Origin of the sequence: Winogradskyella pacifica (assembly GCF_013403915.1) — a bacterium.
In the GTDB taxonomy this organism is placed as follows: Bacteria; Bacteroidota; Bacteroidia; order Flavobacteriales; family Flavobacteriaceae; genus Winogradskyella; species Winogradskyella pacifica.
This window is the reverse complement of the sequence record NZ_JABFDI010000030.1, coordinates 1-21,546: the sequence shown is the minus strand read 5'-3', so window position 1 is coordinate 21,546 and position 21,546 is coordinate 1. Positions and strand designations below refer to the sequence as shown.

The window sequence follows — 21,546 nt, the reverse complement described above, 5'->3', positions numbered from 1 at the left end:
AAAACACCAAATATGGTCTATAAATTAACCGCATAAAATCAATTTTAACCTGTAGCCATATTTCAGGGCAAGACATTTGAAAAAACCAAAATCCATATTTGAAAGATTAGCCTTAAAATGGCAGAAAGATAATTTAGACTATTATATTAATATAGCTAAATCAAAAGATTTTTATGAATTTAAATTACCTACTTCAACTCGAACTGCTTGGCAAGTTGAAAACCATTATGTTCCAAATGCCAAACGTCCTAAAAGCAAAATTTACAAAAACGAGAAAGGACAGTATGTAATTGAAATGGATGAATCGGTCGAACCGACTATGTCGCGTTTACAGAGACTTTTCGCCGACTTTAACCTACCACCAAAAAATACTGACATTGGAAATGTAACCTTATATAAGTCCGCCAAAATTACTGATTTCATTAGTGGTGATTATTTATCTGGAAACGGTTGGATTATAAGCGGAAAAGTAAAAAGTTTACTCAATGATTTTAACATTGGTAAACATAGGTTTTATCCAATAATTGTTGAACATAAAGACACAAAATATACTAACTATTACTATTTACAGTTTTCCAATGATTCAACTAAATATGTTGACTATAAGAAATCGACATTTTATAAAAACAAAAAAATAATTGATTTGCCTGAAACTAGACAGGACATTGAAATCAATTCTCAAAAGGAAATTAAAGAAAAAACTAAAGAATTAAGGAAAATCGATGAATGGTGCAGTATAAACCCAAAAACTATTTTTTTAAAGAAGAAATTTCCTGCATTTGATTTATTTGAATTTCATAATTTGAATACTATTTCAAAATTTATCTCGGATAGATTAAAAGCGAAAATGGAAAGTGAAAATATTACTGGATACCAAGCTGATGAGACATCTAAAATTAAAATATAAAAACTGGTGCTAACACCGTGTATAATTAATTGCTTTGTAAGTGCTCATCTGGAATATTCCTTCGGAATATTCTCAGGTCCGTGAAAGTTTGCTAAATTAGTTGCTTAACCACGCAACTAATCATACACAAGACCGTTGCCAGTAATTTGACAAAACCGAGAACACTGATATTTATTGATTAAATGAAAAACCGAATTTTAGTTTATTTTCTAGCCATTTTCGCGCTTTTCTCTTGTAATAACCAACAAGCAGAATTGACCGAAATGAATTCGTTTTTACAAGCTAATTATGAATTTAATAATAGAACTTTAAATAAGAACAAAGGAGATTATTATCGGATAATCGAAGAAATGCCTACACGGAAAATTGAAAAATTAAATCAATTAGATTCACAGTTTGAACGGTTAATTTCTAAAATAGACAGTGCAATCACAAATAAAGAAAATAATCTGAAAAGCATTGTTGCGGAATCAAACGAAATTCTCAGCGAAATTCCGAAACTTGTAGATAATAGAAAAGATTATTTATTACCTGAATTTAAACAGCCGAAATCTGACTCTGATGATTTAAGCCTAAAATATATTAAGAATAGACTTGTAATTGGAATGGCTTATGTTTTCGAGTATGCAAGTAGAAAAACTTATTCAGTAGACGGATTGTATAAAGTAGACGTAGACAGCGTTATTTCACAAAAAACTGACAACGGAATTAAACTTACTTTGACTTCAAGATTTGGACAACCCATAAAAGAAAATCGACACATTTTAATTAATAAAATTAAGTTCAATGGAAAAGAGGAAAAAGTCGATTTTAAACTAAAAGAGAACTATTCAATTGCGGATATTGAATTAGATTCATTGCAAACTGGAATTTATGAAATAAACGGGATTTTACGATTTTATCATAGAGAACAAAAATTTGACATTCCGTTTGAGAAAACAATTAAAGTGGAATAAAAACTACTGGCAACACCGTGTTATCTAAATAAAATCTTGTAACCCCTATATTTATTGATAAAAATTTAGGTAAAACAAAAAAGGTACAACATAGGTACAACTTTTTAAACCTTATATCATACCCTTGTATAAGTAGTATTAAAAAGAAAAAACCACTCCTTTTGAGAGTGGTTTCTTTACTTCTATTTAGTCGTTTTTAACTTGCCGTACCAGAGCCTAAATAGATACTATTTGATACTTGGCTACCATCTGCCGAAACAAATGCCATAAATAGCTCTACTGTATCTCCTGCGTAAGTGCTTGGAATTGTTACTGTCTGAGTTCCTGCAGTTCTTATCGCACCATAAAGCAGATAAATAGATTCTTTCTTTGATGGATTGTAAACCAACACCATTGCTTTGTCATCTACGTTTGCGTTTCCTTCTGCTGAGTTATCTCCCCAACTAAAATCCACTTGACCTGCATTAGTTAAGTCTGTCACACCATTTAAAACACCTGAGAGACTTCCTCTACTTAATAGTGCATTACTATAGTCAACTGTAAAATTGGGTGCAGTACCGGTGATTGCATTGTTTAGCAAATAAGACATTGCAGAATTAAATTCTGTTCGCTTATTAGCGAAATTCTTATAGCCGACCTTTAAAAAGGCTTTGTTAGGTTGAAGAAACTCCAACACGCTTGAAAATTTGGTCCTTTGGTTTACTTGTCCTTCCGTTCTTGGATTCGCAACACTTGAAGGTTTAATTCTAATGTAATCAATTCCTTTCCAGTTTCCACCGATAACGTTTCCAACTTTACCAGATAATCCACCTAAGATTCCTTGTGAGATTTTGCCCATAACATATATAAATTTAATAATTACTTATTCGGATTTGGTACGGACTTAACTCGGACTAAACAATACTTTCGTTTTGACCTTTAAGCAAATATAAAATCTTCTGCAAGGATTTAAACCCTTTTGGTTGCGTTTGCATTGGCTTACACCTTTTTACTTTGCCCTTATATATTTTTAAAAGAAAAAATGAAAAAAAAGAAAGCAATATAGAATTGTGGCGTGGGTAATGACGACAAGGTTTTTGGGTAAAAGTTTTTCTTAGTAAGAATCATCAACCTTTTTACAAATGTTTATTAGAAAAAGTTTTATTCAAAACCCGTAGGGCTTGACCTTTTCGGCATTGAGCGTTGGCTGAAGGAAGCTACATATCTTTGATTTCTTTTTTATTATTTTTTGAAACGGAATTATGATGTCAGACGATTTTTATTTTTTAGTGAAATGAAACAAACAAAGATTTGAGGTAAGGAATACTTGGACTTAACGATGATTTTGTGCAGGTGAATGAGATAAAAAATAAAAACAATAATTAAATACGTAGTGCGCTGGCAGAAGCGGAAATAAGTGTATTGCCCTTTATTTGTTCTCTACTATATTTTTTATTGGTTTTATTAAAAGTGGATACTACAAACTTCCTTATGATAACAAATTACTAAACCTTAAAACCTACTTTAAAATTGATGCGATTATCATCCACTTTTAGTGAAAACAACTTTATTAATGTTTTTGACAAATAAAGGGTAATACTCTTATTGGGATTTTTTGATTTTATAGGTGCTTTACAAATGGTCTGAACAAAAACTAATTTCCAATATTAAAACGCTTGTTGTCATAAAACTAAAAAAGCACTTATAAAAACAATGCAAATATTTACGAATGTTCATTGTTAGTTCAAAATGTTATTCTTCGTTCGGATTTATGCGTTGGATGAGCGGATATTTTACATAATAGCAGTTATAGCTACCAAAACATAATAACACGCCGTAGGCAACATTTGAAAAGGTTTTTGCTACTATAACTTCTATTATGTAACATAGCTTTGGGTTGTTTTTATGGCGCTGTAATTGTTAGAGCGTTGGCAATAGCTCTTTTCTTTTTTTAGGTACGACAAAAAAGGAATGTGCTATTTGTGTGTTGACTACAATTACCGTGACTTAAAAACTACTGTGCGGTGGCGAGCGGAACACAATAAAACACAGAGGATTTTGAGGTACGAAAAAACTGGGTTTTATTGTGTGGGGACTTATTATTCCGATGGTAGTAAGGAATTTGAAATTATATGAGAGACATTTTCCCTACGTGGTGTCAATGATTTAGGAAATTTAAATGTATTCAAGTAATCTGAAAATGAAATCATTGAATCAAAAGATTTCTTGCTCTTTAAAAATTTATGATAGCTCACTATTAGTTTTGATAACCGCTTTAATCTGACCTGATGAATAAAAAAGTCGTCTATATGAATTATAGTTAATGGTTTAATCTTATACTTTTTTTTAATAACAGAATCTTCAAGTTCTATTTGAAAATAATGATTTAATAATTGATTAAAGCCCATTGAAGTCAAAGTAGCATCCATAACCAATAAAACGGGATAGTAGTTAAGATTTTCTGGTCGTTTAAGATTGTCAAAAAAACGATACTTACCACCGATTGAATTAGTTATAAAATCAAGTAACTGAAGCACCCCTTTACCTCTTCTCTTTCCAGTTTTAGAGTTAGTTGTATAGTAAAATTTATCCTTCAATTCTTTAAGTAGCTTATCTGTGTTCAAAGCTATTTTATTAGCATTTGAAATAAACGAATTTTTACATTCAAAAAGCATTACTGTACTTCCATTTCTGATATAGTAATCTGGAAGACCAATATTTTCTATTCCTTTACTTCCCTTACTTTTAATTTCATCTTCAGTAAATTGAATATATGAATTACCAAAAGATGTTTTGAATGTATTACTCAACAAAACACCTTCAATAAATTCTTTTTCATAGTCTTGCGAGAATCTTTTTAAACCTCTTTCTTGACTAAAAGCCAATAAGTCGTGATAAAGACTACTAAAAAATTTATTTAATAAAAATTCAAAATCTAATACAGCGTAACGTTCATCATCTAATTTAACTAATGGACTTTTTCTTAGAAATACAAACTCACTCCATTTGGGATTTTTATTAGTATCAATCAAAAGATGTTCTGCTAAAGTTTCAAGAACTGGATAGTTTTTAAATGAAATAATATTAGACTCAGTTGCTACTTGACATAAATGAAAAACATCACTAAAATATTGATACCAATTATCAAGACCAATGCGCTCAACATACATCTTTGATAAATCAGAATATTTATCGCTAACTCTTAACCATTTTTCAAAAAGTAAAAACTTATAAACTTCTGGTTGAAGTGACCTTATTTTATAGTAATGCTGAAAAGGCTGTGTAATCCCTAAAAATAAATGTAGATGTACCTCATCAAGGTAACTTGGTTTCTTCTTGAAATATTTACGAAAAACAATATCCTGCCGACTTGCAATCTCATCACTAATTAATAGATATAATTTTAATAGATTTTCTCTACTTTTTGATAACTCTATATGTGATGCTGATTGATTATCTATACTAATTGCACTCAAAATCTCAATAACTCTCAACGTTGAAATTCTGTTAATTAAAACAACAGTTTTTAGATTTGGTTTTAAACGCTGATTGTTTATTGTTTTTTCAGAATGTTTAGCATATGCATTAACTATATCAGTTCTTAATTTAAGATTGTCTTTTAAGAGCCATTCATTTAGTATGAAACGTAACTCTGTATTATCTTTTTCTCTTAATTTATATTCATACTTGTTTAATGTAGATAAGACAAATAGAGCATCTTTTACATTGATTTCTTTTTGAAGTGATTTAATAGAACGTCTCTGAGAGAATACGTTGCTATATGCAAGACGAACTAAAATATCTGTTTTCAAATAACATTGTTTTTTTTTATTAAATAATCAAACCTAATTCTAATGCTATATCTCTATATAATTTTGAAAAAGGTCTCTTGTGAAGCTCAGACAATGAAGTATAATTACCAATTAACAGTCTATCAATTTCAGTATCTGTAAACGTCAACCCATTATAAGAACTCAAATATTCTCTATAATCATCACTATAATTCAGTTTAGCCTTAACTATAAGTTCTAATATGTGGTCTCCGTGTTTATTATACAGTTTTGTAAGCTTTAAAATTTTATTATTACCAGCTACTTTTTTCTTAAACCTAATTGACACACTACTATTACCTTCTAATGGGGATAAATAGTCAAGTCTTTTAAGTAAGTATGTGAACAAGAAATCATTATCATTTATCAAATAAGGCGATTTAAGACCTTCTATGAAAGGATCAAATTCGTGTTTTGCACCATAACCATTACAAGTTTGACAAGATGGAATTAAATTATAAAAACTTAAACCCAGGAATGGATATTTACTTTTAGGATAAAAGTGATCTAACTCTGGCTTTATCTTAGATGATTTAGAAAGACTATAGATATAATTTCTATTACAATAAGGGCAAGTATCTATTTCTAATCTTTTCAAAAACTTAGTATTATCCATTTTAGGATATTCTGTGTTTATAAAAATGGCTGTCAATAATTGATTTAAATTATTGCTTTTCAATTTAATATCTGCATCAAAATTTATGAATATTGAAATTATCTTATCAATATCTTCAGGGCTTGCAGTTATTAACCTTTTTAAAAAAGGTTCTGTGTTTAACCTTTTTAAAAACCGAGCATTAACAATAGAGGCATTACACGTAGCACCTCTAACTCTTGCACCATTTTTTATAACATATTTAATCCTTTTGGACAATGATGTAAATACGTCCTTAAAATGATTATTAATTTTAATACTGCCAGACCTACTTATTGGAATCATCTTCTTCTTCTAATAATTTAAGCTCCCTTTCTAATTCTATTCTTCTTAGATTTCTTGAATTGGGATATTTATCATAAAACATATTCATAAGCTTTTTCTTCAAAAAAACCTCACCAATCATCTCTATTCTAAGTCTAATAACTTCTTCTTCTTCATTTAAAATATCGCCATCAACTTCTTTTTCATCTAATTGAAGAGTATTTATTAATTTCTGTATTTCTCTCCTTGCATATTCACCAATATAGAAATGCTCTAAAAAGAAACTATCCGTCAATAATTCATAAATATTAGCACCATAAGTTTGAGGTGCATTTAAGGAACTAACAGGAACACCTTCATCTAATTTTAAAACATTAGACACAGGAATATCTGAGAGTATATAGGGCGAATGAGTTAGAAAAGTTATGTTCAACCCTTTGATAAATGATATATTAGAGTGATTTATTCTACTAATAGAATTTAACAAATCATAAATGTAGGTTCTCTGCCACTCTGGATGATAATAGAGTTCTATTTCATCTAAAACAATATTCAGATAATTGTAACTATGAAATCTGCTTTCTGGGTCTATTCTCCGATTATAATCTGAAACAGAATTAAGGTTGATTATATGATAAATTATTGAACTGACACTATGTACTTTTTGCTTTTCTCCAGAACTTAGAGAATCTATACTTGAACCATCTTCTAATATAATATCAGTATCAAAAAATGAAGGCGGTGCTAACATATATGTATTAACAAAAACAGTTTCTTCGTCTATTATTTTTTGAATTTTTATTGCATAATCCTCAATGACTAACTCATTCTTTTTTGAATTTATATCTTTTATGTTCCCTAATAACCAATCATAATATTTCAAGTAAAGAATAGCACCTTTAACTTTGAAAAAAATATGACTATTACTTGTTCTAACATCTTTAATTAAAGCATTTATATTTCTTAAAAACTTTTTATCATCAACCTCATTAAAATATTTATGATATGGTCTATAGTATGTAGCTATTTTTAATAATTTACTACAGATATAGTTTACACAAATATTAGTAAATAAGTTAGAATCTAAATCCTGCTTGGATATTTGAAAATCAAACGCATCTTCGATAGAGGCAACTACTTTGTTTCTAATTTCACTATTATATTGTGCTTCTAACTCATAACCTTGAAGTTTGCCCGAATTGTAAACTATCTCAATCGTTTTTGCAATCTTACCATTAGCAATATTACGTAAAGATAATTTTGGGTCTTGGTCTTTAATATCTTGCAATAAATTAGCTTGCAGTCTTCTTTTTAGAAGTCTGTTTTCACGAAGCATATCAATATTACCATTATCTCTCATAGGATTGAGTACAATAGGTGTTTGATAACCATCGTTCTTATGAAATAAAGAATTAACCCATCGACCTACTTCTAAATCATTTAAAGCATAATGAGAATAATTAACTGTAATTGTGTAGAAATATTCTTTAAAATCAAAAACAGTAAACTGTTTACCTTCTTCTGCATCAATAGTGAGTTTGTTATTTTTTAATACATACTCTTTTTTAGAAACAAAACCATCAAGTAAGTTTACTAAGAAAAACTTATTATCAATACTGTAAAATAATTGTAATTCTAATTCTTTAAAAGGCGAAAGAACTCGGTTCGTTTTTGGGTCTCTTAAAAGTTTTAAACGACAACCAATATTATATGTAGCTAAATAAAGTAATTCAATTAATGAACTCTTACCAGAACCATTCTTACCTACGATAGCATTAATATTTACACTCAATGAATGACCATCAATAGTTGTTGAAAATAAATCAATTAATTCTTTATCATCAATATCTAATTCGTTAAAATTATTTGAAGGAAAAGTAAAATTAGAATAGAATGGATAAACTGTATTTTGTTTAAGTACCTTGTAAGGATCTATTTTATTTTTACTTTTTGGTATAGTAATAAAACGTTTTTTTTCTGCTCCAGTTTTTAATGCTATTAGTTTAAATCCTTTCATATCTACTTAAACTAATTTATATCTATCAGAACGCATTTTAAATGCTTTCTCACTTCCTTCCATTACATCACAAATCTCTTTCTTTATCTCTTCTCTTTCTACTGTACCTGAATGTAAAACCGATGTGAATTGACTCTCAGAATCCATAGAGATAATATATTCAGCATCGCCATTAACAGGAATATTGGCATTATGAGTAACTACAATAATTTGTCTACTACCTTTGGCTACTTTTAATCTATCTACTATTAAATCATAGACTAACCTATTATCTAAATCATCTTCTGGTTGGTCTAACAATAATGGAATAGTACCAAATGAAAGTAAAAAAGTTAATATTGCTGTAGTACGTTGTCCTGCGGAAGCAGTAGACAACGATTTAAACGTAACAGCGTTTTCAGGTTTATATTCTACAACTACTTCATCCTCTGGCATAAATAATTCTAATTCATCCATACCTGCATCAGTTATACCTTTAACTGCATTTTTAAAATGACCACCAATTATATCTGCATTATCATCAAAGTAATTTTTGCGGAATACATCTTTTACTTCTTTTATTTTCTGTTCTACGTTACCTTGAAAACATAACTCTTTTAACTTCTTAAAATCTTCTTCAAAAGATGTGTATTTACCAATAATCTTACGTACTTGTAACTCGAAACTTGTTTGATTTCTGAAAGGTTTAATTTTAACTCTAATTTTATCATCAGTTACATTATCATCAATAAACGCCTTACGCTTATCTGTTACATCTTTAGACAATTGAACAAATTCCTCCTGATATTTGGCTCTTTCTATAAGTTCTAAACGTTCTTTCTCTTTTATAACATCGAGTGCAACTAATTCTTCTTCCTTAGCTTCAATATCTTTTGATATAGCTTCGTATTGGTCTATATTTTCTACACCTTCTGCTTCAAGTTCAGCTTTCTTTACATCATAATTAGTTATTGCTGTAGTATATGCTTGCTTCCATTGTGAAGATGTTAATTTAGTTTCTAAATCAGTTTTTATCTGTGATATAGATGTTATTAGTGCTTCGTACTCAGTTGCTTTTGTAGATAGAGCTTCTTTTACCTCAGATAAGATTGTTTTAAGTTCTTCTCTATTACCTTCAGAAAAATCTGCTTCATCTGGTTGTTCAATATCAAACTCAGTTTTTAGACTATTTAATTGATTAACTAATACTTGAATTTGTTCTTTATAATCGTTTAGTAATTTCTCTTCTTCTGCAAACGCCTTCTTTTCGGCCATTAATTCCTTAATACCTGCTTTATCTAAAGTCTCTAACTTCTTTTTTAAGTCATCAATATCAGTTATTAATTTAAGTCTTGATTTTAAACTTACTTGATGTGTTCTTATGGTGCTACAAGACTTCAAGAAATTCTCTTTAGCAACCTCTCTTTTATCCTTTAGTTGACTAATTTCCTCAACATTTAAATCTATTCTATCTAATAAAGCATTTGGGTCTTTTGAAATTTCAAATATTTGCTTTTGAGAATACTGTTCAAACTCTAAAAAGTTTAAGAACTCTTCATCCTCAATCTCTACCCAAACCCCTTCAACTAATTTATGTATTTCAATAGTTTGATTAACTGAAGAATTTATATTTGATGCTTTTACACGATATAAAAAGTCTTTACGAATAAAATCTACTTCAATGGTAGACAAATCATTAAATACACCTACAGACTCTGTACCTTTTACTTCATTAGTTTTATAGAAGCTATTATGTTCTTTTACTAAATCTACAAAATTTTCGAGATTACTTGTGCGATTAAATACACCTCTAATAAACCTTAAAATACTTGATTTACCACTACCACGACCACCTATTATAGTATTTAATTGTGGATTAAATCCAATTTTAAAAGGTACTGTACCTGTTAATGTAGTATTCGTTATGGTTATTGATTTTATCCAAAATTCAGGTTTATCTGTTGTAGAAGTTGCATCAACAAAATCATTAACTATTCTATGTGATGGCAATAGAAATGCCTGTCTTAACCCTTCTAAAGAAGGTGTTTCGTCCATTTTTATATATGTGAATCTTGAACCAATACCATTTAAACCGTGTTTAGAATTTTTAGGTTCGTGTGGATTATCTGAAAAAGTTAATAATGCTAAATCATTTTCCTTAGATAGCTTTACTGTATTATACCACTTCTTCGCAGTAGCTTCATCTATAGGTAATGGTGAGTTTTCATAATAATCATTTAAATAAGGTAGAACTGTTTTAATATTAGCATTAGTAAATTCATTTTCATTAAAAACCTTATGCACCACCTGAACAGCATTTATATCATTACGTTTATAATATTCTAAAAGATTCTGATTACCTATCGACTCTAAACCATTAAATTCATCAATATGTGCAGGAATTACCATTGCATCATTCTTGAATGCTATATCTGCTACCTCATTAATACTCTTGTCAGTTTTAGCTAATTCATTTCCAAAATCGTCTCTCTTAATTTCGCATTGAATAAGAAAATCTCCAACATCTGTGGCTTTTTTAGAAGGGTCAAATAGTACTAATAAATGAACTTTAGAACTATCACAAGTAATTTCAACACCAGGGAAGATTGTTAAATTAGTGTCTTTTGCAATTTCTTGAATTGCTTCAATACAATTAGGACTATTGTGATCTGTAACCGCAACACAGTTTAAACCTTGTTCTATTGCTCTGTCAACCCATTCTTGAGCTGTTACCTCTCTATCTTGAAAACATCTACTTGCAGTTGTATGCAAATGTAAATCGCACTTATACCACCTTGCTCCGTTAAAATCTTGCATATATAATCCTATTTCATATCCTTTAATATATCTATCAATTCTGCTACTGTTCTTGCACCATCTAACTTATCGCTTTTGAAAACCATAAAGTAGCGGTAATTATCTCCAGCTTTACTTGCCCACTTTTCGCCTAAGCGTAATTTTTGTTGACTGTCTGAACCATCTAAATGGTCTCCTTTTGTTTCTACTAAAATGGTTTTACCATTTTTCATTTTTACAATAAAGTCTGGATAATGATTTACAAAACCATTTATTAATAATCCTTTACCACGTTCTAAGTTTCTATGCCAATACACAACACTATCAAGATTAGCTACTTCATTAATGACTTGCTTTTCAAAATCATTCATTTCGCCCTCTTCTATATAAAGATTTTTAGTAATTCCTTTAAGCGTGTTTTTTGGACTAATTTTTTTAGAAAACTTAAATGAAGGTTGACATAAAACAGTTCCTTTATCTAATAATTTATCGAATTGCTTTTCCATATGTTGGTTAGACAATTCAGTAATTCTATTTTTTATAATCTTAGCATAGAAAGGTTCATTATTAGTGATTTCAGCAATTTTATCACTATTTAAATCTGCAATAATCTTTTTAACGTATGCTATAATTTGGGGTTCTGGTATTTGGTCAATCTTCTTTATTATTTTAGTAATACGACCTGCAATTTGATTTATCTTTTGTTCCGGTGTTAATGTAGATAGATATTCTGCAAATGCTTCTTTTACGTGATTATCTACATATTTATACTCAGGAACATATTCGTCTTTTCTACCTTCTGCGAGATCTATACTTGCCATCTTAGAAGCTGTACGAGTTAGGTCTATATCACTATTTTGCTTATCCAATTCAAAACCATCTAATAATAGATTTTTGGTTAGTGGAATAAGATTATCTGGCTCTATAAGTGAAGGCGCTGTTTTAATATGAAATGTTGGTATTACTTCTTTATTTGCATCTTCTTTAAAAACCTCTTTGATTGGGAATGATTTTATCTTTTCTTTCAATTCGGTTGGTATTAAATTATCTTCTTTTTCCAATTCTTCCATCTTCTTTTCAAACTCTGCATTAGTATCTCCTGCAAGTTTTAAGATGTCTTCTAATTGGCTTGTACCTTTTTCTGATTCTGTAAGTTGCTTTACATCATCTACATTAATTGTAACTTCTGTAACATCGTCCTCATTAGTTGAAGCTGTAGGTTGTTCTTGTTCTTTACCAAACAAATCTTCAAAACTACCTTTACCAGTAGAAGTATCAATTTTAGATTCTATTTGCTGTTCTTTTACTCTATAATCTTTTGCACTAAATCCTGACTTATTTAGACCTAAAATAATTTTATCTAAGGTATCTAAGAAGTTATTAGATGAAGTAAACACATAAGAGTAATTCAATAAATCTTCTTTATGCTTAGTTACATAAGGCAAGCGTAACACTCTACCTAAAATCTGCTCTACATCTATGGAAGATGATTTATTTGCCAATGACGCTAAAACATAAGCAAAAGGACAATCCCAACCTTCTTTTAAAGCATTTACAGTAATAATATAGCGTACTTCACAATCACGACTTAATAAATCTAAATTTTTAATTTCGTCTTTATTTGCAGTCTTAATCTTAATTTGACTTTCTGGAATACCTATTTCCATAAGACTGCTTTTAATCTTATCAAATGTGATATTATCGTCTTTAGTTTTGGGTTGTGCTTGAAATAATACAATAGGTCTTATATACTTACCACCATTTACCTTTTGTGTTTTAGCTTTAGCCTCTAAGGTCTTTTGCATTTGTATTGCACTACTCAATACTTCTGTAGTATCTTGATGATTGTAAACAATAACAGGTAGTTTTACCATATTGTTTTTCTTCAACTTAATAGCATCTACAAAACTTATGATATTACTCTTATTACGTGGTGTAGCAGTTAAATCGAATATGAAACTTGGATTGATATTATTCAACATCTCTATCCTTAAATCTGCTTCAAAATTATGACTTTCATCTATTACTATAACAGGATTAAGATATGCTATAACTTGGATTAATGCAGTATCATCTACATTATTAAGATTTGCTTTTAAGTCTCTAAAATGAGATACAAACTCTGCTAAATTTTCATTTTCTCTGTATGCTCTTGGTAAGCCTTTTCTAACGGTTTCAACAAAAGACTGCACACTTAATACTAATATGCTTAATTGTTCTTTAACCTCTACAGGATTGAATCCTTGACCAAATAATAACGCTTCTTTATCATAGACTTTTACATTGCCATTAAAATGTGCATCTATCTTTTGCCTATATGGATGTGAAGTATCATTTAGGTTTTTATAAGTCTGTTTTAAAATAGTATCTGAAGGTACAAACCAAACTACAACCTGTGGTTTATCTAATGGAAAGCTATCGAAGATAGGTTTCAATGCATTACAAGCTATAAAAGTTTTACCACCTGCTGTTGGTACTTTTACAGTAACTCTTGGTACGCCTTTAATAGAATTATCATAAGGTCTTAGAAAATCATCTTCTAAAGACTGTACAGATATTCCTTTACTTTCCCAAAAGTTAGAAAATGCATTACTAAGATGTCTTGTTGTATCAAGCTCTTCTATAAACTGAGTAAGGTCATTTATAACCTCTTGTTGGTATTTTTTTAATTCCATTCTTAGAAACGTTTTATATCTCTTGGTATTTTTTTGAATATGATGTTTTTGTTAAGCATATAGGCTTCATCAAGCAAACATATGTCTGCATAAATAATGTATTGTTCTTGTAACTCTGAAATGATACCTAAACTATTATTATCTAAAGTGGTTAAACTATCTTTTTCGTAATAGAAATAGTAGCCTGTATCTTGGTAATTATCTAATAGATATTTGCCTTCTTTAGATTGTTGCCTTGTAAGTGGTTGCTTAGTCTCTGTATAATAGATGTAATTTCTAATTTTATCTTCACCTACTTCTTCATTTAGATTTTCATTATCCTTAAAGATAGGCTTACCTAATTCGTAGAAATCAAAAGCACCTCCAGTTCCTTCAACTTCTTTTTTATCTTTTCCATAACCATTAATTACCCTTTTTATCCTTTCAGATGTAACTTCTTCTGCATAATCTTCCATTTCAATTAATATGAATTTTCTTGAACCTTCGTCTGCTTTATTTAAATTTAATACTGCGTGAGCAGTAGTACCAGAGCCAGCGAATGAATCTAAAATTAACGCATCTTTATCATCAAAAGAATTTAGAAGTAACTCTAATAAATTTACAGGTTTAGGATAATCAAATTTTCCCTTCTCGAAAATAGCTTCAAGATCAATACTTCCTGAACTTTTTAAACTAATTATAGACCTTAATAAAAAATCTTTAACTTCATATAAATACTTAATCGAACTTGGTTGAGTATTTTCATCTTTAGCGAACCAAATTTTCCCACATTTGTATGAACCATCAGCAAGTTTTTCAACATTATCGTAATCTAAATAACTATCAAATGTTTCCTTTTTCCATCTCCAACCTCTATCTGGAACATTACAAGGTTTTTTAGTGATAGGATGAAAAATATCAAATCTTGGACCATTGGTTTGACCATTTGGCCAACTTAAATTTATCTTTCCAAATAAATCATAGTTAGCATCAAGATTATTATATAATGTTATTCCTCTATCGTAACCATTCTTTTTAAATAATTTCTGTAAATCACTTTTTACTTCTAATATTTTAGTTTTTTTTCTTTTGTGCTTTGACACTAAATCGAATACACTATCTAAACCTTCTTTTAATTGGGTAAATCGATGCGATTTTAGATTTTCTTTAGAGTATAATAATACATACTCGTGAATATTACCAATTCCCTTATCATTTTTTGGAACACGTTTATTCCAAACTAATTGTTCAATAAAGTTATTTGAGCCAAAAATATCATTCAGCATTAATCTTAAATTATGAACTTCATTTTCATCGATAGAAACAAAAATAACTCCATCTTCCGCAAGTAACTTATGTAATAACTTCAGACGTGGATACATCATACACAACCATTTGTCGTGACGAGTTAAATCCTCTCCATCTTTACCTACAACCTCTCCTAACCATTTTTTAATTTTAGGATGATTTACATTATCATTATACACCCAACTTTCTTTTCCTGTATTGTATGGTGGGTCTATATATATGCATTTTATTTTACCTTCATATTCAGGCAATAATGCCTTTAATGCTAATAAATTATCTCCTTTAATAATTTTATTACCGCTTTTTGTTTCAGTTTTCTGTTCGCCTTTCTCTGTAAAACCATAAGTATGATTTAATATCTTATAAGGCACATCTTGATGATGACTGACTACCTTTTCTTTTCCTATCCAATGTAATGTTGGCATATCTTATTTACTCGCTTTTGTAACTAATAATTCTTTTGCATCTATCTGTAAGATTGTAGCAATCTCGTACAAGGTTTCTAAACTTGGTTGCGTGCGGTTTTGCACATAACCATTAACTGTATTGAAACTCTTGCCTAATCGCTCTGCAAGCCACACTTGCTTAATCCCTTTATCTTCCAGAACTTCTTTTATTCTGTTCATAATCTTATCTTTTAGACACTCTAAATATACATTTATCTGCTTAAAAATACACCGTTTTGCGTTATGTTTTTATACATAATTATATATTACAATACTGTTTTATAAGATTGATAAGGGTTGTAGAAGATTCTTATTTATACTATTTGGCTTTTACCAAAAAGAGAACTTTATTTTTACCCTTGTTTTAGACTATACTACACGTCTTAAAAATTACTTAATTGTTAATCGAAAAATCAATTTTAGATTTTAGTTTATCTATTACTATGTTTTCTTGTGTAATATCTTGATGTTTAGATAATAGTTTTAGAAACTGACTACGCTCTTTTTTATGAGTTTCCTTGTGATACAGTTTCATTGCTTTAGCAGAATCTACATAGTTCATATAGCCATATAACCGTGTTTCTTTAGTTGACCAATTAGAGAAATTGAGATTGGTTTTCTTTTTTATGCTTGCATAAAAATTGAGTAACTCGTTTGCGAGTAATCTGTATTTTATAGGGTCTATTAAATCTTGAACAGTAAATAATCCTATTGGATTTGTACGGTTATTAAAATACCTGTTATTGCCTTTTAACTCTACACGCATTAACTTATCGTTTAGTTTTATATCTGCTGTCTTTTGAGCTTCAAATGTTTTGTTATAGGCTTTAAATTTGTAATTGGTTTTCCTAATTTCTTTACCATATATAACATTTCCTTTTATCATTGGAATAGGTAAAGTGCCTTTATAATCTAACCATCTATCTGTTTCTTGCGTGGTATCGTGTTTTATTACAACACCAATATCTGCTCTTAATAGTGTGGTTTTATAAAGATCTATTGGAAGATTACTATTGAGTTTGTCAAGCGCAGTCAAAACCTGTGAAAAAGTAAAATCTTGATAATTATTACCCATATAGAATTTCTGTAATGAATTTTCTATTTGTAATTCACTACCGTACATTTTGAGATGGATATTTTGTAATTCTGATTGATAACCTATTACAAATGCGTTTTTATTCTGAATAGGACGCCATAAGAAACCTGCCCATTTTAAATTTTTAAGCTCTCCTGCTAAAAATTCATTAGGTAGATTATCTATTATAATTTTAGATTTAATGGTATCGTACAAAGTAGCCAATGCATAAGCACAAGAACCTTTAAAAGAAAAACGCTAAAAACCGAAGTTATTAGCGTGTCTTTTTAAATGCCTTATTATAGTTCTTATTTAAAAGCGTTTGTACATCTGACATACGGTAATAAATTTTATTCCCTATTTGAGAGAATGATATTTTACCTTCATCACGCCACGTTTGAGCGGTACGCTTGCTTATATTCATAAGCTGTAAAAAGTCTGCATTGTCCAAAAATACATCTTGTGGTTTTTTAGATGTATCTGTGATTGTAGATTTGATTTCATCAATACGCCCTATAAGTTCTTGGTATTGGTCTTTAGATAAAATTACTGCTTCCATAAATGCTGTTTTTGAGTGTTAAACAATTAATTATGGTGTAAATTTGCGTAATAGAGTAACACTAAAACAGTTACATAGGGTTATATAACCCCATCCAAAACCCTTATTATCATTGAGTTTGTAGCAATAAAATTATTTTAATTTTTTAATTTCTGCCTGCATAGTTCGTATATGTTTTTCCCAAAACTCTATAGCTTTATAATCTGGACTATTAAATTCATTTCTTAGCTTTTGAGTGCTGATGCCTTTTTCTGGATTGGATTGTTTAGTTTGAAAATTTGCCGAAATAAAACGATGTAATTCTGCTTCTGACTTCACATTAAAAACCGTAGGTTTTAGGTCGTTAACCATTTTGAAGAGCAACGCAAGTTGCGGAACAGAAAGGTTTACTTTTAGTTTATTACTACTGTTAGAATTATTACTTTCTCCTACTTGCTCTTTATTATGTTTAGCTAATTCTGATTTTATTATTCCTTGCATTTCATAGATTGAATAAAATTCAAAAGGAAAGAGTAATTTTTCTTTATTGATGTGTGTTATTATTTCACCTTCCTTTTGTCCTGCTAATCCTAAAGATTTATGTTTAGTTATGTAGCCTAAACGCAACATATCTTCTTCTGAATGTCCTCTTTTCTTTAAAGTTTCAATTGCTTCGTCAATTTCTTCCCAAGTAAAATTACTTTCGTAATCGTCTTTTTCAGCAAATACATAAACTTCTATATCGTGCAAGAAATACTTTAAAGATGTAGGATCTAAATTGGTTTGCTCTTTTACAATATTAAATAACTGTAATCCTGTATGGTCTTTTGACCTTACACCATCAAGTAGTTTGTAAATCTCATTACCTTCGTCTTCTGTCATTTTCGCATATTCTTCTTCAAAACGTTCTTTTTCAATAGTATCTAATATTGATTTGTAGCCTACTAATCTATCAGCAATAATCAAAAACTTAATGAAAGCAGTTATACTATTATAATCAATACCATAATAATTAGAATCAATAAGCATTTCCCAAAAAGAATCATCTTCCGCATTTATATCAGCAATAGTTTTAAATTTATTTTCTAATAGGTTATCGCAAACTTCAATGAATGTAGAGGCTACATAATTTTTAATTATGCGTTCTCTATATTGATGATAATCATCATCACCAATATCAAATTTACTTGGATTAATATAAGCTGTTATATATGCAGAAATATCAGCAGGACACTTTGCTAATTTCTTTTGATGTTTCTTAATTTCCTTTTTGGTTAAATCTTCTTTTTCTTCGTCATTAAGACAAGAAGCGAATAGCATTCTGTCTTTATCTCCATTCTCATAAATACCAGATGAAATTTGTAGTTCTATTTGCTCAATACTTTTATCGAGTATTAATAACTCTTCTTTTGAAAATTCTCCCATAACTTAATTGATGTATTGGTCTACTGCTTTATCTAATTCGCTACTTACTATTTTTGCATATACTTGTGTGATACCTATATCTGTATGGTCCATTAGTTTTGATACGTGTTCTATTCTCATACCGTTATTTAATGCCCTGGTCGCAAAAGTATGTCTGCTAATATGAAAGGTTAACGAAAATGGCAATTCTAATTCTTTACCCATTTTAGTTAAATACATACCACTTAATGCGATTGCTCTTTGTACTAATTTTGCTCTATGCTCTCTATTTGTGAAATACTCTTTGTCAATTTTTGCAAATGGAAATATTATATCTCCGTTTTTGCTTTCTTCTGTTTTATACTTCTCTAAAATCTCAATCGCTTTTTGCCCTATTCTAATACTATGCTGTCTATTAGTTTTGCGAATAACTTTAGTTATTTTTTGCTCTTTAGCGTTGTAGTTATTCCATTTTAATTCGATTACATCGCCAAACCTTAAACCACCAGAAAAGACTGAAAAAATAAACATATCTTTTATAATTTGTGCTTTAGCTTTATTTGATACTTCTAAATTTATTAATGCTTTAAACTGTTCATCATTAAGATAACGCTTTGTACTTTTTGACTTCTTAACATTAAACTTGCTAAATGGAAAGTGATTTAAAGGTATTAGGTCTTCTCTCTGTGCTTCTTTAAACATTAAGTTAAGAATCTTTAAAGAAAAATTTATAGTCGTGTTATTGTTGCCTAACGTAGTACTGCAATATCCTGCATAGTTTTTTAATGTAGTAACCGTAATATCATCAAACATTACTTCTCTATGACCTATAAAAGTTTCAAACTTTTTAAGGTAGTTTTTATAGTTGTTATAAGTAGATAACGCAAGTGTGTGCTTTTGCTTCTCGCAACGATTATAAGAGTACTCAAAGAAATTAACCATAGGCTTACCTTTTATGGCCTCTTTAAGTTTTCTCGCTGATGTGGATTGATTTTTAGTTTCTAAGTCTGCTATTTGCCCTTGTGCATCTGCAACCTTTTGAGATAAGAATTTATTAAGGCGTGCAGAATTACTATGATTTTTCTTTACTATCTGCTTGTCTTCATCCCATTCAGATGGGCTAATTTTAAAACCTAATGATATAAATTTAGGTTTGCGGTCTTTGATAAGCCTAAGATATAATGGTGCGTTACCTGCTTTATCTATCTTATTTTTTCTTAAAATTATTTTAACGGATGCCATAATTTCCCTTTGTATTATAGTGTGCAAGCTGGTGCAATAGAATACTAAGGTACAACAATTGGTACAACAATCAATGCATTTACGTGTATTTATTTGCACTTTGTTGCATTAATATTTTATGTAAATTCTTTATTTATAGGCTTTTTAAAGCATTGAAGATTATATAGGTACAACAAATAGACAACACCGTGTATAATTAATTGCTTGGTTCTAGCCTACTTGCGAAAATTCCTGCGGAATTTTCACGGGTTCGTAAATGTTTGTTAACTTAGTTGCTTAACCACGCAACTAACCATACACAAACTCGTTAGCCACAATTAAAACAGAACCGTGAAAAAAGAGAAAGTAATAGAAAAATTAGACAAACATTGTTCTGAAAAACTATACGTTAGACTGACAAGGAAAAAAGGTAGTTTTGAGGGAATCTCTACTGGATTTATTCTCGATAAGTCGCCTGATTTTATATTACTTCAAGAAACAGACGAATTCAGAGTTTTAGGCTATCAAGTTATTCCGATTCAAACAATCAAACACGTTAGATATAATAAGAACGACAAAACAATCCATCGGATATTAAAAGAAGAAGGATTAATAAGTGAAATTAAAGCTAAATATAAAGTTGATTTAACGGATTGGAATTCAATCGTGAAAGATATTAAAGCAACTGAATTGACAATTATATCAGAATGCGAACATCCTAAACAAAACTTTTTTTGCATTGGACAGTTAAAGCGAATTAATAAAAAATCCATTTCGATAAGATATTTTAATGCTCAAGGTATTTTGGATAAGAAAAACACAAAGCACAATTTTGAGGATATAACAAAATTGAGTTTTGACGACCGTTATGCAAATGTATTTTCAAAATATTTAATAGAATAATGGAAAAAGCAGAAAAGATTTCAAATAAAAATGGGAATTGGTACATAGTCGAAATTATTGAAAAATGTGAACCTGTTGAACGAAATGAAAAGCAAGAGTTGCGAAGAGTTACAACTTGGGGAAATCATCATTTAATTAAAGCCGATTCACCAGAAAAAGCATTTGATAAAGCTGTAAAGCTTGGAAAAGAAGCAGAATATAAATTCACGAATTCTGACAAAATAGAAATGGAATGGATTTTTGTTGGAATTGGAGAATTGTTGCCGATTTATGAAGACATTGAAGATGGTGCGGAATTGATGTGGAATGATTACGGATTTATTAGTAATCGAAGAACAATGAGAATGCCTTACAAAAAGAAAGAGCTAATGAAATTAATAAAACCGAAACAACAACCGAATAAATAACTGTGGCTAACACCGTATAAAAATAATTGCGGTTTAGTGCTTAATCAAAGGTCGTTGCGTGTTTGTAACGTCTGAATTTCCTTCGGAAATTCCTCGCATACAAACCCGCAACTATTCTTATACATAAACGTTGTGGTGCATTTACCCAAAACGAACCGAAACCGAAAAACTAACTCAAACTTAACTGAAATTTTAATGAATTTTTCA

General features: G+C 29.6%; 16 protein-coding genes. 4 read left to right on the top strand and 12 right to left on the bottom strand.

What is annotated here, in order from left to right:
• Nucleotides 1-76: 76 nt before the first annotated feature.
• The gene (locus HM984_RS17020; RefSeq protein ID WP_179350050.1) at nucleotides 77-907 is read left to right on the top strand and encodes an imm11 family protein; all 831 of its coding nucleotides are present in this window, start codon (nucleotides 77-79) and stop codon (nucleotides 905-907) included.
• 263 nt (nucleotides 908-1,170) lie between these two features.
• On the top strand, nucleotides 1,171-1,863 hold the full coding sequence (locus HM984_RS17015; protein ID WP_257018521.1) for a hypothetical protein: 693 nt from the start codon (nucleotides 1,171-1,173) through the stop codon (nucleotides 1,861-1,863).
• A 196-nt stretch (nucleotides 1,864-2,059) separates the two neighbouring features.
• Here HM984_RS17015 and HM984_RS17010 read toward each other — a convergent pair whose 3' ends face one another.
• The 12 genes from HM984_RS17010 to HM984_RS16955 all read right to left on the bottom strand — a co-directional run bounded on the left by HM984_RS17010 (nucleotide 2,060) and on the right by HM984_RS16955 (nucleotide 20,050).
• Entirely contained in the window at nucleotides 2,060-2,701 is a 642-nt protein-coding gene (locus tag HM984_RS17010) for a DUF6266 family protein (RefSeq protein ID WP_179350048.1), read from the bottom strand.
• Nucleotides 2,702-3,941: 1,240 nt separating this feature from the next.
• On the bottom strand, nucleotides 3,942-5,654 hold the full coding sequence (locus HM984_RS17005; RefSeq protein WP_179350047.1) for a hypothetical protein: 1,713 nt from the start codon (nucleotides 5,652-5,654) through the stop codon (nucleotides 3,942-3,944).
• Between the two features lie 19 nt (nucleotides 5,655-5,673).
• Nucleotides 5,674-6,612, bottom strand: a complete 939-nt coding sequence (locus HM984_RS17000; protein ID WP_179350046.1) for an HNH endonuclease — start codon at nucleotides 6,610-6,612, stop codon at nucleotides 5,674-5,676.
• Nucleotides 6,596-8,608: an AAA family ATPase gene (locus HM984_RS16995; protein ID WP_179350045.1), complete on the bottom strand. Its 2,013-nt coding sequence runs from the start codon at nucleotides 8,606-8,608 to the stop codon at nucleotides 6,596-6,598. Before HM984_RS16995 ends, HM984_RS17000 begins: the two co-directional genes overlap by 17 nt.
• 6 nt (nucleotides 8,609-8,614) lie before the next feature.
• A complete protein-coding gene (locus tag HM984_RS16990) occupies nucleotides 8,615-11,404 on the bottom strand; it encodes a TrlF family AAA-like ATPase (RefSeq protein ID WP_179350044.1) in 2,790 nt (929 codons plus the stop codon).
• A gap of 8 nt (nucleotides 11,405-11,412) precedes the next feature.
• Nucleotides 11,413-14,058 (bottom strand): DEAD/DEAH box helicase, encoded by a 2,646-nt coding sequence (locus HM984_RS16985; protein ID WP_179350043.1) that lies wholly within the window; start codon nucleotides 14,056-14,058, stop codon nucleotides 11,413-11,415.
• Nucleotides 14,059-14,060: 2 nt separating this feature from the next.
• Complete coding sequence (locus HM984_RS16980; RefSeq protein ID WP_179350042.1) at nucleotides 14,061-15,770, bottom strand: site-specific DNA-methyltransferase; 1,710 nt, start codon at nucleotides 15,768-15,770, stop codon at nucleotides 14,061-14,063.
• Between the two features lie 3 nt (nucleotides 15,771-15,773).
• Nucleotides 15,774-15,971 (bottom strand): helix-turn-helix domain-containing protein, encoded by a 198-nt coding sequence (locus HM984_RS16975; protein WP_179350041.1) that lies wholly within the window; start codon nucleotides 15,969-15,971, stop codon nucleotides 15,774-15,776.
• 214 nt (nucleotides 15,972-16,185) lie between these two features.
• Nucleotides 16,186-17,082, bottom strand: coding sequence for a hypothetical protein (locus HM984_RS16970; RefSeq protein WP_179350040.1), 897 nt, complete (start codon nucleotides 17,080-17,082; stop codon nucleotides 16,186-16,188).
• A 58-nt stretch (nucleotides 17,083-17,140) separates the two neighbouring features.
• A complete protein-coding gene (locus HM984_RS16965) occupies nucleotides 17,141-17,425 on the bottom strand; it encodes a helix-turn-helix domain-containing protein (protein ID WP_179350039.1) in 285 nt (94 codons plus the stop codon).
• A 132-nt stretch (nucleotides 17,426-17,557) separates the two neighbouring features.
• Nucleotides 17,558-18,829: a hypothetical protein gene (locus HM984_RS16960; protein WP_179350038.1), complete on the bottom strand. Its 1,272-nt coding sequence runs from the start codon at nucleotides 18,827-18,829 to the stop codon at nucleotides 17,558-17,560.
• Nucleotides 18,830-18,832: 3 nt separating this feature from the next.
• Nucleotides 18,833-20,050: a site-specific integrase gene (locus HM984_RS16955; RefSeq protein WP_179350037.1), complete on the bottom strand. Its 1,218-nt coding sequence runs from the start codon at nucleotides 20,048-20,050 to the stop codon at nucleotides 18,833-18,835.
• A gap of 330 nt (nucleotides 20,051-20,380) precedes the next feature.
• Here HM984_RS16955 and HM984_RS16950 point away from each other — a divergent pair, with 330 nt between their 5' ends.
• The gene (locus HM984_RS16950) at nucleotides 20,381-20,932 is read left to right on the top strand and encodes a hypothetical protein (protein ID WP_179350036.1); all 552 of its coding nucleotides are present in this window, start codon (nucleotides 20,381-20,383) and stop codon (nucleotides 20,930-20,932) included.
• Entirely contained in the window at nucleotides 20,932-21,339 is a 408-nt protein-coding gene (locus HM984_RS16945) for a DUF4288 domain-containing protein (protein ID WP_072305085.1), read from the top strand. Before HM984_RS16950 ends, HM984_RS16945 begins: the two co-directional genes overlap by 1 nt.
• The last annotated feature ends 207 nt before the right edge of the window (nucleotides 21,340-21,546 follow it).